Source organism: Cupriavidus sp. LA-1 (assembly GCF_055385985.1).
Map to the genome: position 1 here is coordinate 2,133,487 of NZ_AP031387.1, position 12,803 is coordinate 2,146,289.

Here is a 12,803-nt window from a genome sequence, read left to right on the forward strand (position 1 = left end):
TGCAGCCGGTGCCACGCTGACAAGGTAAACGGCGCCCCTTACCCACGACTTACACGGTGGATGGATTCGCTCCGGGGTAAACGCGTAGACGGTGTACGTGAAGGACGGATACGCCGCCCGTTCGACCGGGGCCAACGTTTCTCTCCGGGTGTTGGCCGGCTCCCGTCTGTTTGCGCCGATCCTGCGCTTTGCCGCGCACTCCGTATGCCGTTATCCCTTGGCACGGCCAGTGCGTAGTGAAGGACGAACGCGCCATCCGCCGTTCGTCCTGCCATCACGACGCAAGGAGATGCACATGTCTACGCTGACCATCAACAACCTGCCACAGGTGCGCGAGCTGGACCTGGCCGCCAGGGCCGCCCTGGCTGGCGGCAAGGGCTATATGGATGACGAGCCGCTGACCATCCGGAATCCGGAACCTGGCCTCCCGCCGGGACTGGCACGCCTGCTACGCGAGCTTCCCGGGTTTTCGGGGGGCTACCGGCCGCCTGTCTTCTACGGCCCGCTCTTTTCGCCTGAGTTGCCCAAGGTAGTGCCACTCTGACCAACAAGAGTCTGTGTCGCGAAAGCTTTCGCCCGCAAAAGAAGGGGTGCCATGAACACCAGGCTTGTCTATGCCTTCGGCGTAATCGCCGCCGCGCTTGCCGCAGCGTTCCTCATCAGTGAGACCAGCACGTTTGAAGACAGTGCTGGAACGGGGCCGCTCGGCGCATTCAGGCACAGCGCCTGCCGGGACTCGCGCTGCCCGGCGGCGCTGGCACGCTTGCATGCATGAACCTGCCCGGGATCGTTCGCGGGTTGCAACCTCTATTCGTGCCCTTTCACCGCCCGTTTCGTCGCGTGATAGCCGTGCCTGGTTGCGTCGGCCACGGCGTGGCCGGCCTCCTTCGCACCACGGCCCACCGCGTGCGCGCCATCGCGCACGGCATGCCCGGTCTTCTTTCCTGCAGTCTTGACGCCCTCTTTGAAGGCCCGGGCATCCGTGGCCAGGCTCGCATGCGTCAACGAACTGACGGCGGCAAGCCCGAACGCCATGATCCAAATTTTCGTCTTCATCATTTCCGTAAATCCAGGCACTCGTGTGTCAACACGATCGATGCGCCTATTCTAGCGAAGCAGCCTGGACTGTCGCCTCGCCGCCCTTGCAGAACTACTCCCAACGCACGCATCGTTGTGCAAATCAGGCACCAGCCTGGTGCGCTGGGCCCTTTGTTCCCTGCGTCCCAGCCATTCCGCGACTTGCGTGAGGTATGGCACACATATTGCATTCTGGGCACACAGTGATGCGGAGACTGCCTTGAATCGTTACCTCAGTGCCGTTTGCCTGATCGTCTGCAGCGCCCTGGCGCTTGCCCTGGCCGGAACCGCCTCGGCCGAAACACCGAACATCAACTCGGCCATCAACAAGGCCGGCCGCCAGCGCATGCTGTCCCAGCGCATGGCCAAGGCTTATTGCCAGGCTGGCCTCGGTGTTGAAGCCGAACGAGCCAGGCGGATCCTTGAGCAGTCGGTCGCGCTGTTCGACAAGCAACTCATGGATCTGCAGGCGTTCGCGCCTACGTCGGAGATCAAGGACACCTACGCGAGACTAGCGCAGGCGTGGATTTCCTATAAGCAGTTGCTGTCCGGCAGCGAACCGAATCTGGAGAATGGGAAGACCATCGCAAGAATGAGCGAAGAGGTACTGAAGCTTGCACAACAAGGTACCGTACAGCTGGAGAGATTCTCCGGCACCACTACGGCAAAGCTGATCAACGTTGCCGGCCGCCAGCGAATGCTCTCGCAGAAAATCGCCAAGATCAGCATGTTGCGTGCCTGGGGCATCGCCTCCCCCCAGATGGCGCAGGAGCTGGACACGGCCACCACGGAATTCACCGCCGCGCAGGAACTGCTGGCCTCGGCACCACAAAACACTGCTGCAATCCGGGGCGAACTGCAGCTTGCCGGTTCTCAGTGGCTGTTCTTCAAAGAGGCGCTCAGTCAGACTGGTGTCAGCCGGGCGGAGCAGTTGAGGAATATTGCCACGACCAGCGAGCGAATTCTTCAGGTGATGGACGACGTCACTGGCATGTACGAGCGCACGCTAAAGTAGGCTTGGAAGGCGCAAGCGGCGGACCTCAGCAGTGCGGTAACCAACCCGCGGCTAGCAGTGCGATCCACCGTCCGGACTTGCGCCATCAACCTTGATCCCCGCCGCCAACCGGCAGCACCGTTCCGGTAATGTACGAGGCGTCCTCCGACGCCAGGAACAGGATCGCATGCACCTGCTCGTCGATCGTTCCGTATCGGTGCATCAGGCTGGACGCTTTGGTCTGGTCGACGATAGCCTGGTACCAGATCGCCTCCTGCTCGCTTTGCGCTGCCCCGTTGCGCGGAATCCTGCGTGGCGGCGCCTCGGTCCCGCCGGTGGCGACGGCGTTGACGCGGATGCCTTCGTGCGCATGCTCGAAGGCAAGGCTGGCCGTCAGTGCATTGACGCCGCCCTTGGCCGCCGCATAGGGCACGCGGTGGATGCTGCGCGTGGCGATCGACGACACGTTGACGATCACGCCCTGGCGGCGCGCGACCATGCCGGGCAGCACCGCCCGGCAGCACCACAGCGTGGGGAACAGCGAGCGGCGGATCTCGGCTTCGATCTGGTCCTCTTCATAGGCCTGGAAGGGCTTGGCCCAGATCGTTCCGCCCACGTTGTTGACCAGGATGTCGATGCGGCCGAAGGCTGCCTCGGCCACCTGCGCCATTTGCGTGGCGCCGGCATAGCGCTCCAGGTCGGCGTGCACGGCGATGGCCTGCCCGCCGGCAGCAGCGATCTGCGCCGCGACTTCATCGACCAGCGCCGAGCGGTCGACCAGCGCGACCGAGGCGCCCTCGGCGGCGGCGGCCAGCGCCACGCCTCGGCCGATGCCCTGCGCGGCGCCGGTCACGATCATCGCTTTGCCAGCAAAGCGTGCAGCGGTTCCCATCTTGTCTTCCTCCTTGCTCACGCCGCGTTGCTGGCCGAGAACTTCTCAAAGTAGAAGCCGGCGGGTGTGATGCCGCTCTGCTGCAGCCAGCCACGCACCGCCTCCACCATCGCCACGGGGCCACACAGGTAGATGTCGACATCGCCGCCGTTGAGCCATTCCGGCTCCACATGGGCGGTGACATAGCCCCGGCGGGCGTGGTTGCTGGCAGGTTCAGCGACGCAGGTGCGGTATTCGAAGCCGGGCAATGCGGCCTGGGCCGCATCGATGCGCGACAGCGCCACCAGGTCGATGTCGTTGGTGACCCCGTAGACCATGCGCAGCGGCTGCGCGCAGCCGCTGCCGGCCAGCACATCGAGCATTGACAGGAAGGGGGCGATGCCGGTGCCGCCGGCCAGGAACAGCACCGGCCGCACTACCTCGCGCAGGTAGAAGCTGCCGTAGGGGCCCGAGAACGCCACGCGCTCGCCGGCTCTGGCCTGGCCGGTCAGCCAGGTGCTCATCCGGCCTTCCGGCACGTTGCGCACCACGAAGCCCGTGCGCGCGCTGCCGGGCGCCGAGCTGAAGGAATATGAGCGCGTCTGGCTGGTGCCCGGGATCTCGACATTGACATACTGGCCAGGCAGGAAGTCCAGGCCGGCGGCATCGTCCAGGTCGATGGCGAAGCCGATCGTCGAATCGGAGAGCTGTTCCAGCTCGGCCAGCGTCCCCTGGTAGGTGGTGACGCCGGTCTTGCACGCGGCCGACGAGGCGGGCACGCGGATCACGCAATCCGATCGCGGGCGGGTCTGGCAGGCCAGCACGTAGCCCTCGGCCGCTTCCTCCGCGGTCAGTGCATCCTCGATATAGCTCGATGCCGGCAGGTCATAGCTGCCCGATTCGCACAGACCGCGGCAGGTGCCGCAGGCGCCGTCGCGGCAGTCCAGCGGGATATTGATCTGCTGCCGGTAGGCAGCGTCGGACAGGGTCTCGTTCTCGCCGCAGGTGATGAACCTGGTGACGCCGTCCTCGAATTGCAGGGCAATGGTGTGTTCCATGGCGCGTTCCTCCAGCCTGGATCAGATGTGATAGATGTCGATGACCTGGTTGATGTAGTCGTTCTTGAGCACGACATACTTGTCCAGGATGCGCGGCTGCCGGCCGGCGAGGTCGAGCGTGTAGCGCGACATGCCGAAGTAGCTGTAGGTGGTCTGGTAGCGATGGCTCAGCGTGTGCCAGTTGAAACGCACGGTGCAGGTGTCGCCCTCCGTGCTGAGCACTTCCACGTTGCTCAGGTTGTGGCTGGTGCGCGTGTCCGGAATGGTGGCGCTGGAGCGCTCGGTCTTGATGCGGAACACGCGATCTTCCAGGCCCTGGCGGGTCGGGTAATAGATCAGCGAGATCTCGCGCTGCGGGTCGGTGATCAGCTTGCCGTCGTCATCCCAGCACGGCATCCAGAACCTTGCGTCGGGGTGGTAGCACGCAAGCCATGCGTCCCACTCTTCGTCGTCCAGCAGGCGCGCCTCACGGTACAGGAAGGACTGGATGGCGGCCAGGTCGACTGGCTTGTCGAGGATGGTGTCGGCGGTGCTCATGCTGCGCTCCCTGCGGCGGCGTCGGTGGCTTCATTCGCGGCTGCGCCGGACTGCTCTGCCACGGCTTTCTTCATCACATCCAGCCAGTAGCGGTGCTGCACCGTGTACAGGCCCTCGTCCTCGGTGCGCACGCCGCTCATCACGGGCTTGAGCCCGATGCGTTGCGCAGCCTCGTCGGCACCTTCGATCCAGTGCCTGGCGCCGCGGCACATGTCGTTCCATGCCAGGGCCTGCCCGGCATAGCCTTGCTGGCAGGCGCGGAATTCCTCGAGATCGTCCGGCGTGGCCATGCCGCTGACGTTGAAGAAGTCCTCGTACTGGCGGATGCGGCGCGCGCGCGCGTCGTCGGATTCGCCCTTCGGCGCGATGCAGTAAATGGTGACCTCGGTCTTGTCGACGGCCAACGGGCGCAGCAGGCGGATCTGCGAGCCGAACTGGTCCATCAGGTAAACGTTGGGGTAGAGGCACAGGTTGCGCGAGTTCCGGATCATCCAGTCGGCGGTTTCCGCGCCGCAGCGCTCGGCGAATTCCTCGCGGCGGCTGAAGTTGGGGCGGTCCTCCGGGTTGGCCCAGCGCGACCACAGCAGCATGTGGCCGTGCTCGAAGGCGTAGAAGCCGCCGCCCTGCTGACCCCACTTGCCGGCGTCCATGGCGCGGATTTTGTCTTCCTGCGCGTTCTTCTGCTTGCGGTGGCCGGTGGTCGCGGCGTAGTTCCAGTGCACCGCCGATACGTGGTAGCCGTCGGCGCCGTTCTCTGCCTGCAGCTTCCAGTTGCCTTCGAAGGTATAGGTAGACGAGCCGCGCAGCACCTCGAGCCCGTCGGCGGACTGGTCGACGATCATGTCGATGATGCGCGCCGCTTCGCCGAGGAAGTCCTTCAGCGGCGGGACGTCCGCGTTCAGGCTGCCAAACAGGAAGCCGCGGTAGTTCTCGAAGCGCGCCACCTTCTTCAGGTCGTGCGAGCCTTCCTTGTTGAAGCAGTCAGGGTAGCCGGCGTTCTCCGGGTCCTTCACCTTCAGCAGCTTGCCGCTGTTGTTGAAGGTCCAGCCGTGGAACGGGCAGGTGTAGGTGGCCTTGTTGCCGCGCTTGTGGCGGCACAGCATGGCGCCGCGGTGGCTGCAGGCGTTGATGAAGGCGTTCAGCTCGCCCTGGCGATTGCGCGCGATCACCACCGGCTGGCGGCCGATATGCGTGGTGTAGTAGTCGTTGTTGTCCAGGATCTGGCTTTCGTGGGCCAGGTAGATCCAGTTGCCCTCGAAGATGTGCTTCATCTCCAGTTCGAACAGGTCTTCGTCGGTAAAGGCCTGGCGGTGCAGCCGGTAGTCGCCGCTTGCCTTGTCTTCCACCAGGAAGGCATCCAGGTCGAGGCGCCTGGCGCCGGGGCGAACGGGGGCCGTGCCCTCCGGATAGATGGGGATCATGGAAGTTGTCTCCTGCCGGTGTCTTGTCGCCAGGGCGGCGCCGCGCATGGCGCTGCCGCCCGGACTGGATCTGCCGGCCCGCAAGGCGGGCGGCATTGCGGAAAATCAGGCGGCGGCGCGCTGGCGCCCCACCTCGGCGGCGGGGGCGCCGGCCTGCTCCGGCAGCAGCCGGAAATCGAAGTCGATCGAGGCGAACGGCTTGTCCACGCCATGTTTGTCGAGCGCGGCGGTGTCGGTGACACGGGTCACCGCCGGCACCAGCCCCTCGCGGCTGGCGAAGGCGAAGTCATCCCACAGGTATTCGTCGCCGTCGATGTTGATCTGCGTGGTCAGCTTGCGGTGGTCGTCCGCCGACACGAAGAAATGGATGTGGGCCGGGCGCCGGCCGTGGCGCGCAAGCTGGTCCAGCAGGCGCTGGGTGGTGCCTTGCGGCGGGCAGCCGTAGCCGTTCGGCACGTTGCTGCGGAACTGGTAGCGGCCATCGGCGTCAGTGACGATGGTGCGGCGCAGGTTGAAGTGCGACTGAGTCTTGTCGAAGAACGAGTAGTTGCCCATCAGGTTGGCGTGCCACACCTCGACTTTGGCGCCGGCCAGCGGCTTGCCGTCGGCGCCATACACCGTGCCCTGCATCAACAGGACCTCGCCCTTGCCATCGTCGCTGCCGTCGTCAAGGCGGGCGAAGCCAGTGCTTTCCGGGGCGCCGGCCACGTAGAGCGGACCTTCGATGGTGCGCGGCGTGCCGCCGGTCAGGCCGGCGCGGGCTTCGGCCTCGTCGGCACGGATGTCGAGGAAGCGCTCCAGCCCCAGGCCGGCGGCGAGCAGGCCCAGCTCCTGGCTGGCGCCGGCCTCGGCGAAGTACTCGATGCCCTTCCAGACTTCGCTGGCGCTCAGGTCGAGATCCTCGATCGCCTTGAACAGGTCCGCGGCCAGGCGGACTACCACTTGCTGTACGCGCGGGTCGGGGGTGCCTTGCGTGCCGGTGGCGACGATAAAGCCGTTGACCAGGGCGTCGATTTCCGAGTGAGTCATGGGGGTCTCCATCATTGTGGTTGGGTGCCGGTCCATGCTTTTCAGGTATCAAGCTTGTCTTCCAGGCACGGATGGAGCATAGTCAACGGCAGTTTTGGCAGTCCAACACTGATTTGGTATCCGCATGATACTCAGGGGGTATAGTCGTGGAATTGCGGCACCTGCGTTACTTCGTGGCCGTGGCAGAAGAACGCAACTTCACCCGGGCAGCCGAACGGCTGCATATCGCGCAGCCGCCGCTGTCGCGCCAGATCCAGCAACTGGAGGAAGACCTGGGCGTGCAGCTCTTCGAGCGCCACTCGCGCCCGCTGAAGCTGACCGACACGGGGCGATACTTCTATACCCACGCGCTGCAACTGCTGGCCCAGACGGCCGAACTGCAGGCGATGACCAAGCGGGTCGGCAAGATCGAGCACAAGATGTCAGTCGGCTTTGTCGGCTCCACGCTGTATGGGATGCTGCCCCGCATCATCCGGCGCTTCCGGCAGATGCATGCCGATCTCGAACTGAGCCTGCACGAGATGTCGACCATGGACCAGATCAAGGCGCTCAAGGAGGGGCGCATCGATGTGGGCTTTGGGCGCATTCGTCACGAAGACCCATCGGTGCGGCGCGTGGTGCTGCGCGAGGAGCGCATGATCGTGGCGCTGCCGGTCGGCCATCCGCTGGCTGACGCCAAGCCCGAACTCGCGCTGCACGACCTGGTCGGCGAGCCGCTCATCATCTTCCCGAAGGCGCCGCGCCCGAGCTTTGCCGACCAGGTGCTGGCCGCCTTCCACGACCGCGCCCTGAAACCGCGCCGCCTGCACGAGGTGCGCGAGCTGCAGATCGCACTCGGGCTGGTGGCGATGGGCGAAGGCATTTCGGTGGTGCCCAGCAGCGTCTACGGGCTCAAGCGGGGCGACGTGACCTACAAGGAACTGGACGATCCCAAGCTGGTGTCTCCCATTATCATGAGCACACGCATGCTGGACGAGTCGGCCGACCTGCGCTCGCTGCGGGACATGATCTACCGCCTCTACGAGGACGAGGGCATGGCCTACCTGCCTCCCCAGAAGGAATAAGGCCCATGGGCAACGATGCAAGCGCAAGCGGCAGTGGCCAAGGACGAGCGTACCCATACCAGGCAGCCCGCCTCTATCCGCCTTCTTGAATTTCGCATCTCGCTGCGAAGCATTGACGGCACACATCAAGCCACAGCGGGTTCGCTCAATACGGCCTGTCCCCGATGATCGCGGCGCGGTCCATCTTGCGCGGTGCCGGCCAGTAGTCCATCACCGCATAATGCTGCGTGGCCCGATTGTCCCAGACCGCCACACTGTTCGGCCGCCAGCGAAAGCGGACCTGGAACTCGGGGATCGCTGCCTGGCTCAGCAGGTAGTTCAGCAGCAGGCTCGCGCCAGGGTTCTTGTCCTGGCCGTAGCGCACATTCTCGACGGTGTGGTAGTTCACGAAATGCGTGGTGAAGCTGCCCACGTAAAGGATTTTCTCGCCGGTCTCAGGGTGGGTGCGCACCACCGGATGCTCAACCTGCGGATTGGCCGTGGCAAGCCGCTCGCGCTCTTCGGGCGCCATGGCCGCGCCGAACGAATGTTCGATGCTGCTCTTCGCGCGCAAGCCGGCAATGCGCTGCTTGACCTCTTCCGGCAAGCGCCGGTAGGCCTCGACCATGTTCACCCAGATGGTATCGCCGCCCTCCTTCGGGCACTCGACGCAGCGCAGCACCGCCCCCATTGGCGGATTCGGCCGCCACAGCCCGTCGGTGTGGTAGTTGTTCTCGTAAGGCTGCTTTTCGTCGGACCGATAAATCTGCACCAGCCCCGGATGCTCGGGGTCGCTGCCCACCACCGGATGGTCTTCCAGTTCGCCGAAGCGGCGCGCAAAGGCCACGTGCTCGGCACGGGTCAGGTCCTGGTCGCGGAAGAACAGCACCCGGTGCTGCAGCAGCAAGGCCTTGATCTCCGCGAACAACCCGGCATCGCGCGAGGCGTCGCCCAGGCTGACGCCTGACAGCTCGGCGCCGATACAGCTGGTCAGCTTCTCTACCTTGATCATTCTTCGTCTCCTTCTCGTTAGGGAACAAGCGTCCACCTGCGCGGCGGTGGCCGCGCCTCCGGGGCAGCGTCCCGGGCTACGCTTTGATAAATACTAGCAGTCGCCCTTAATAGTGTCGACATTAATCTCATAGCCATGCTAGAGTCCCCGCCATCGAGCAGGGGCAGCGTGGTTGCCGACGCGTTTGCCCGGCGCCAGGCACACAGAACGTGCAGTCGACCAGCCAAGGAGATGCTATGAAGGTAGTCAGAATTGTTCCCGGCCCCTGGGCCGACGCCTGGCGATCCGGGACCGAAGCGCTGCGGACATCCCGTTCCATGATTGCGGGACTGCTGCTGGTCTTGCTCCTGTCCATTCCAGCTGTCCTGCTCGGCCGCGCCTTCCCGCTGCTGGGCGGCGCCGTGATCGGCATGATGCTCGGCATTGCCTGCCGGCAGTGGTTCACGCCGGGCGAGCGATGCCTGCCCGGCATCCGCTTCGCTTCCAGGCAGTTGTTGCAATGCTCGATCGTTGCCCTCGGATTCAGCTTGCCTCTGCAGCAGGTTGCCAGCACTGGCCTGCATTCCCTGCCGGTATCGCTGGTCACGCTGACGGTCGCATTCGTGGTCGCCGTGGCAGCCGGGCGCTTGCTGGGCATCCCGGGTAAGCTCAAGATCCTGATCGGCGCCGGCACCGCCATTTGCGGCGGCTCAGCCATCGCCGCCATCACCCCGATCCTGGAGCAGGACGAGCATGACACGGCCTACGCGCTGTCCACGATCTTCCTGTTCAATATCGTCGCCGTGATGCTCTTTCCGGTCGCGGGCAAACTCCTCGGCATGACGGATGCGGGCTTCGGGCTCTGGGCTGGCACCGCGATCAACGACACGTCTTCGGTCGTCGCCGCGGCCTATGCCTGGAGCGCCACTGCGGGTGAATATGCCACTATCGTCAAGCTGACGCGCGCGATGATGATCGTGCCGGTGGTCGTGGTGATCGCGACGCTGTACCGGCGCGAACGCGCGAACAGCTCGATCCGCCGCAGCGTGCCCTGGTTCATCGTCATGTTCGTGGCCGCGTCCGCCACCAACCAATGGCTGCCTGCCCCGCTCACCGGCGCAGTGCGGATGGTCGCGCCGCTGCTGATCGTGGGCGCGCTCACGGCAATCGGGCTGAACACGGATATCGCGCGGCTCAGGCGCGCCGGCTGGCGGCCGCTGCTGCTGGGCTTGCTGGTCTGGGCCAGCGTTGCCGCCAGCAGCCTGCTGATGCAGAGGCTGACCAGCGCGCTATAGCAGGGACGGGCCGCCGTTCAGGCGGCCCTGGCCGGCGTGGCGCGGCCCGAGGCGGCGCCCTTGCCTTTCGGCTCCGCGCGAGGCAGTGCGCGAATGGCGGCTTCGCGGGAGCTTTCAATGCGCTTGCGCGCGGTCTGCAGGACCGCGTCGATGTCGCGCTTGGCTACGGCGCGCTGCAGTGCGCGCCAGGTCTTGACGTTATTCTCGAGCAAGCCGGGATTGGATGCGAGCCCTAGCCGCACATAGCGCAGGGTCCGCAGCGAGAGGGAATTGAGCAAATCGCCAACCAGCCGGTTGCTCGACAGGTCCGCCATCGCCATGTTCGCCAGGAACGTCACGCTGGTATAGGCATCCACGGCGGACTCCTCCACCGCCTTGCTGACCTGCGGCATGAACGCTTCGAACAGGGCTTCAAGCGCCTCCGGGCGCTCTTCCACCAGCTGCCGCAGCAGGATGGCGAACATCGCCTCGCGCACCACGTAGATATCCCGCAGGTCCTGCGCATTCGGCTCGGTGACGATAGCACCGCGGCGCGCGCGGAATTCGATCATCCGCTCGCGCTCCAGGATGCGGAGGGCCTCGCGCACGGGGGCACGGCTGACCTCCAGGACGTCGCTGATGTCCTTCTCAAGCAGGCGCTGGCCGGCGTGGATCACGTCGATCGCGATCAGGCCGGCCAGCCGCACCGCGATCTGCTCGGCCACCGATGCCGACCAGTCGCGTCCATGCATAAGCGCCTGCTCGACCGCCAGCGTGACCGGATTCTGCGGGGACTGCTGCGTCAGTAGAGCCTGCAGTTCAGGCGTATTGGTAGTCTTGAGTCTGCCCATGAATGGGGTCCTTCCGAGGGTTGCGAACAGGTCTGGCGCCGGCGGCGCGGTGCAGTGTGGTGCGGGCGGCGCCCAAGATCTTACCTCACGTTGCGCACCGGGCCGGCCGACACATGGCGCACAGAGCCCGTCCGCGGGGCGCGGATCCGGCATGGTGTGGTCTGGATGGCTTTCAGGCGACGTCGGCGGTGTTGGAGCAAAGCCTCGCCAGCGAATGGTTGGGGCTGGCCGCCTGGAGGCTGGGGAACCGGGTGGTTCGCTTCGCGGTTCGGCAAGTTGCCGACGCGCTGGGGGCAGGACGGCGGCTGACGCCGCCCTGCCCGCCCTTTGCGCTTTGCGCAGCCGGCTCACTCCTCGGCTGCGGGTGCCTCGCCCTGTTGCAAGTAATGGCGCACGATCTTGCCATCGCTGTCCCACGCCATCACGTCGGTCAGCAGCATCGCCGTGGTCGCGTAGCTAAGGAACCCGGCAAGCCAGGAAAATCCATGACAGACCGTCCGGCGCAGGCGCCGACGGAAGCAGGCGCCATCCCCGGCACGCTGATCGCCCTTCATATCCTTACCTCCGTGCCCGGCTATTGACGCGGGAGCTGCGCCACATTGGCCAGGCGCTCCCACTTGGCGTACTCCGCACGCATGTACGAAGCAAAGGCCTCCGGGCTGCTGCTGGCGATTGCCTCCTGGTCCTGTCGACGCATCGCGTCCCTGAAGTCAGCCGAGTTGACTGCGCGCTCCGTCGCGGCGAACAGCTTCTGCATGACCGGCTTCGGCGTGCCTGCCGGCGCCCAGATGCCCAGCCAGCTCTCCTGGACCAAGTCCTCGTCCTTGAAGATCTCATACAGCGTGGGCACGTCCGGCAGTTGCGGCAGCCGTTCGCGCGACGACACCGCCAGCGCCCGAAGGCGCCCGGATTCGACATAGGGCCGCACCGCCGGCGCGATAAAGCAGGCGAAATGCGGCGTCTTGTCACCTAGTTGCGGCAGCATGTCGGTCACCGCGCGAAGCGGTATGTGCACCGTCTTCACCCCCTCCTTGGTGGAAAGGGTGGCACCGAGCAAGTGTGCCGCCGTCCCTACGCCGCCGGAGTAATAGTTCAGTGCCCCGGGGTTGTCCTTTGCCCACCGCACGAGGTCGGGAGCCGACCGGACCGGCGTCTGAGAGCTGACGGTGACTATCTCGGCAGTCCGGTAAGCGAGCGAGACCGGCGCAAAGTCCTTCAAGGGATCGAAGGCCACCGACGGCTGCGCCACCTTGCCGATCAGCTGCGCCACCGAGCCAAGGAAGATGGTGTAGCCATCAGGTGCCGCACGCGCCGCCGCGACCGCGCCGACGGTGCCGCCGGCGCCTGACTTGTTCTCCACCACGATGGCCTGGCCAAGCGCCGGCGTCAGGTTGCGCGCCAGTACGCGAGCCGCGGTATCGATACTGCTGCCGGCCGGGAATGGCACGATCAGCCGGACCGGACGCTCGGGATAGGTATTTGCACTGGCCTGCGCTGCCGCCGCGCCAAACCAGATGGCGCATAGCGCGGCGAGGCATTTTCTCGCGTCGAACATGGTTGGAGTCTCCTTGGTGTACGGCGTGCTTGGGGCGCTGCTCGCTGGCAACTCACAGTCGGCGCGACGCATTGACCATGGTACACACTTTTATTCTTGTCG

15 protein-coding genes are annotated in these 12,803 nt (G+C 65.4%); 5 read left to right on the top strand and 10 right to left on the bottom strand.

Going from position 1 to position 12,803, the window contains the following annotated elements:
* The first annotated feature begins 295 nt into the window (after positions 1 to 295).
* Together ACZ5MJ_RS10050 and ACZ5MJ_RS10055 are read left to right on the top strand one after the other, a co-directional pair.
* Positions 296 to 544: a hypothetical protein gene (locus ACZ5MJ_RS10050; RefSeq protein WP_464219068.1), complete on the top strand. Its 249-nt coding sequence runs from the start codon at positions 296 to 298 to the stop codon at positions 542 to 544.
* A 51-nt stretch (positions 545 to 595) separates the two neighbouring features.
* Entirely contained in the window at positions 596 to 775 is a 180-nt protein-coding gene (locus ACZ5MJ_RS10055; RefSeq protein WP_464219070.1) for a hypothetical protein, read from the top strand.
* A gap of 32 nt (positions 776 to 807) precedes the next feature.
* Here the strand turns inward: ACZ5MJ_RS10055 and ACZ5MJ_RS10060 are convergent, their stop codons facing one another.
* Positions 808 to 1,056, bottom strand: coding sequence for a hypothetical protein (locus tag ACZ5MJ_RS10060; RefSeq protein WP_464223695.1), 249 nt, complete (start codon positions 1,054 to 1,056; stop codon positions 808 to 810).
* 241 nt (positions 1,057 to 1,297) lie between these two features.
* On the opposite strand from ACZ5MJ_RS10060, the gene ACZ5MJ_RS10065 reads away from it, so the two are divergent.
* Entirely contained in the window at positions 1,298 to 2,092 is a 795-nt protein-coding gene (locus ACZ5MJ_RS10065) for a type IV pili methyl-accepting chemotaxis transducer N-terminal domain-containing protein (RefSeq protein WP_464219071.1), read from the top strand.
* 85 nt (positions 2,093 to 2,177) lie between these two features.
* Here ACZ5MJ_RS10065 and ACZ5MJ_RS10070 read toward each other — a convergent pair whose 3' ends face one another.
* From ACZ5MJ_RS10070 to catA, 5 genes are all read right to left on the bottom strand, one after another.
* Positions 2,178 to 2,963 (bottom strand): 1,6-dihydroxycyclohexa-2,4-diene-1-carboxylate dehydrogenase, encoded by a 786-nt coding sequence (locus ACZ5MJ_RS10070; RefSeq protein ID WP_464219072.1) that lies wholly within the window; start codon positions 2,961 to 2,963, stop codon positions 2,178 to 2,180.
* Between the two features lie 17 nt (positions 2,964 to 2,980).
* Entirely contained in the window at positions 2,981 to 4,000 is a 1,020-nt protein-coding gene (gene benC, locus ACZ5MJ_RS10075; RefSeq protein WP_464219074.1) for a benzoate 1,2-dioxygenase electron transfer component BenC, read from the bottom strand.
* 21 nt (positions 4,001 to 4,021) lie between these two features.
* On the bottom strand, positions 4,022 to 4,537 hold the full coding sequence (gene benB / locus ACZ5MJ_RS10080; RefSeq protein WP_464219075.1) for a benzoate 1,2-dioxygenase small subunit: 516 nt from the start codon (positions 4,535 to 4,537) through the stop codon (positions 4,022 to 4,024).
* Positions 4,534 to 5,958, bottom strand: coding sequence for a benzoate 1,2-dioxygenase large subunit (gene benA / locus ACZ5MJ_RS10085; protein WP_464219076.1), 1,425 nt, complete (start codon positions 5,956 to 5,958; stop codon positions 4,534 to 4,536). Before benA ends, benB begins: the two co-directional genes overlap by 4 nt.
* A 105-nt stretch (positions 5,959 to 6,063) precedes the next feature.
* A complete protein-coding gene (catA, locus tag ACZ5MJ_RS10090; RefSeq protein ID WP_464219077.1) occupies positions 6,064 to 6,987 on the bottom strand; it encodes a catechol 1,2-dioxygenase in 924 nt (307 codons plus the stop codon).
* A 146-nt stretch (positions 6,988 to 7,133) separates the two neighbouring features.
* On the opposite strand from catA, the gene ACZ5MJ_RS10095 reads away from it, so the two are divergent.
* Positions 7,134 to 8,051, top strand: a complete 918-nt coding sequence (locus ACZ5MJ_RS10095; protein ID WP_464219078.1) for a LysR family transcriptional regulator — start codon at positions 7,134 to 7,136, stop codon at positions 8,049 to 8,051.
* A 145-nt stretch (positions 8,052 to 8,196) separates the two neighbouring features.
* On the opposite strand, the gene ACZ5MJ_RS10100 is transcribed toward ACZ5MJ_RS10095, so the two are convergent.
* Positions 8,197 to 9,042, bottom strand: coding sequence for a TauD/TfdA dioxygenase family protein (locus tag ACZ5MJ_RS10100; protein ID WP_464219080.1), 846 nt, complete (start codon positions 9,040 to 9,042; stop codon positions 8,197 to 8,199).
* A gap of 317 nt (positions 9,043 to 9,359) precedes the next feature.
* Between ACZ5MJ_RS10100 and ACZ5MJ_RS10105 the strand changes: the two genes are divergently transcribed.
* The gene (locus ACZ5MJ_RS10105) at positions 9,360 to 10,316 is read left to right on the top strand and encodes a YeiH family protein (RefSeq protein ID WP_464219082.1); all 957 of its coding nucleotides are present in this window, start codon (positions 9,360 to 9,362) and stop codon (positions 10,314 to 10,316) included.
* Between the two features lie 17 nt (positions 10,317 to 10,333).
* On the opposite strand, the gene ACZ5MJ_RS10110 is transcribed toward ACZ5MJ_RS10105, so the two are convergent.
* From ACZ5MJ_RS10110 to ACZ5MJ_RS10120, 3 genes are all read right to left on the bottom strand, one after another.
* On the bottom strand, positions 10,334 to 11,146 hold the full coding sequence (locus ACZ5MJ_RS10110) for a GntR family transcriptional regulator (protein ID WP_464219083.1): 813 nt from the start codon (positions 11,144 to 11,146) through the stop codon (positions 10,334 to 10,336).
* Between the two features lie 347 nt (positions 11,147 to 11,493).
* Complete coding sequence (locus ACZ5MJ_RS10115) at positions 11,494 to 11,700, bottom strand: hypothetical protein (RefSeq protein ID WP_464219084.1); 207 nt, start codon at positions 11,698 to 11,700, stop codon at positions 11,494 to 11,496.
* Between the two features lie 20 nt (positions 11,701 to 11,720).
* Positions 11,721 to 12,701 carry a Bug family tripartite tricarboxylate transporter substrate binding protein gene (locus ACZ5MJ_RS10120; protein ID WP_464219086.1) on the bottom strand — a complete coding sequence of 327 codons (981 nt, stop codon included), beginning with the start codon at positions 12,699 to 12,701 and terminating at the stop codon, positions 11,721 to 11,723.
* Between the last annotated feature and the right edge of the window lie 102 nt (positions 12,702 to 12,803).

Excerpts from the sequence above, each read along its gene's own strand:
- ACZ5MJ_RS10050 (WP_464219068.1), top strand. The coding sequence starts at position 296 with ATGTCTACGCTGACCATCAACAACCTGCCACAGGTGCGCGAGCTGGAC.
- ACZ5MJ_RS10055 (WP_464219070.1), top strand. The coding sequence starts at position 596 with ATGAACACCAGGCTTGTCTATGCCTTCGGCGTAATCGCCGCCGCGCTT.
- ACZ5MJ_RS10060 (WP_464223695.1), bottom strand. The coding sequence starts at position 1,056 with ATGAAGACGAAAATTTGGATCATGGCGTTCGGGCTTGCCGCCGTCAGT.
- ACZ5MJ_RS10070 (WP_464219072.1), bottom strand. The coding sequence starts at position 2,963 with ATGGGAACCGCTGCACGCTTTGCTGGCAAAGCGATGATCGTGACCGGC.
- benC (WP_464219074.1), bottom strand. The coding sequence starts at position 4,000 with ATGGAACACACCATTGCCCTGCAATTCGAGGACGGCGTCACCAGGTTC.
- benB (WP_464219075.1), bottom strand. The coding sequence starts at position 4,537 with ATGAGCACCGCCGACACCATCCTCGACAAGCCAGTCGACCTGGCCGCC.
- benA (WP_464219076.1), bottom strand. The coding sequence starts at position 5,958 with ATGATCCCCATCTATCCGGAGGGCACGGCCCCCGTTCGCCCCGGCGCC.
- catA (WP_464219077.1), bottom strand. The coding sequence starts at position 6,987 with ATGACTCACTCGGAAATCGACGCCCTGGTCAACGGCTTTATCGTCGCC.
- ACZ5MJ_RS10100 (WP_464219080.1), bottom strand. The coding sequence starts at position 9,042 with ATGATCAAGGTAGAGAAGCTGACCAGCTGTATCGGCGCCGAGCTGTCA.
- ACZ5MJ_RS10105 (WP_464219082.1), top strand. The coding sequence starts at position 9,360 with ATGATTGCGGGACTGCTGCTGGTCTTGCTCCTGTCCATTCCAGCTGTC.
- ACZ5MJ_RS10110 (WP_464219083.1), bottom strand. The coding sequence starts at position 11,146 with ATGGGCAGACTCAAGACTACCAATACGCCTGAACTGCAGGCTCTACTG.
- ACZ5MJ_RS10115 (WP_464219084.1), bottom strand. The coding sequence starts at position 11,700 with ATGAAGGGCGATCAGCGTGCCGGGGATGGCGCCTGCTTCCGTCGGCGC.
- ACZ5MJ_RS10120 (WP_464219086.1), bottom strand. The coding sequence starts at position 12,701 with ATGTTCGACGCGAGAAAATGCCTCGCCGCGCTATGCGCCATCTGGTTT.